This window comes from Chryseobacterium sp. JV558, from assembly GCF_033712365.1.
Taxonomy (GTDB): Bacteria; Bacteroidota; Bacteroidia; order Flavobacteriales; family Weeksellaceae; genus Chryseobacterium.
Genome location: NZ_WJHU01000045.1, coordinates 1 through 256 on the forward strand (window position 1 = coordinate 1; position 256 = coordinate 256).

The 256-nt window shown below is 45.7% G+C and carries 1 protein-coding gene; it reads left to right on the forward strand.

Annotation, left to right across the window (positions count from 1 at the left end):
- A partial coding sequence (locus tag GFU89_RS23280) for a condensation domain-containing protein (protein ID WP_318849391.1) occupies positions 1-256 on the forward strand: 256 nt, incomplete at both ends.

Below are 256 nucleotides of genomic sequence, written 5' to 3' on the forward strand. Positions count from 1 at the left end.
GCGTTTTGAAGGAGGCGATAGCTTCCGTATGCTTTTGGATAAAGTCAAGGCCACTGTTTTTGCCGGCCTTGAACACCAGGATTACCCATTTGATGAGCTTGTAGAATCCCTGTCGCTTGCAACAGATTTGAGCCGCAATCCTTTGTTTGATGTTATAGTAACCCTTCAAAACGCGGATATTGGTAATAACCAGTCAGTAGAGGGTATGCAGGGTCTAAATTTCAGCAGTTCCGATGCTGCCTTTCTGGGGAGTATC